Annotated in this window: 1 tRNA gene; it reads right to left on the bottom strand. The window is 49.5% G+C overall.

The annotated features are described in order from the left end of the window. Window positions 1-95: 95 nt before the first annotated feature. A tRNA-Ile gene (locus M3G15_RS21485) sits at window positions 96-172 on the bottom strand. Between the last annotated feature and the right edge of the window lie 38 nt (window positions 173-210).

Here is a 210-nt window from a genome sequence, read left to right as displayed (position 1 = left end):
AAAATCTCACCCCAAAAAGTGAAATGATGCTCCGAAGTCAATTCCGAATACTTTTCGGGGACCCCAGTAAGAACATCCTCATGTTATGGGATATATGGTGGGCCCTAGTGGACTCGAACCACCGACCTCACCCTTATCAGGGGTGCGCTCTAACCAGCTGAGCTAAGGGCCCATAACAGATATTCATTTGTGCACCCGAAAGCGGGTTGC

The sequence above is a fragment of the Paenibacillus sp. p3-SID1389 genome, from assembly GCF_025151705.1.
Taxonomy (GTDB): Bacteria; Bacillota; Bacilli; order Paenibacillales; family Paenibacillaceae; genus Fontibacillus; species Fontibacillus phoenicis.
The sequence above is the reverse complement of the archived record's forward strand: the minus strand, read 5'-3'. Positions and strand labels throughout refer to the sequence as shown.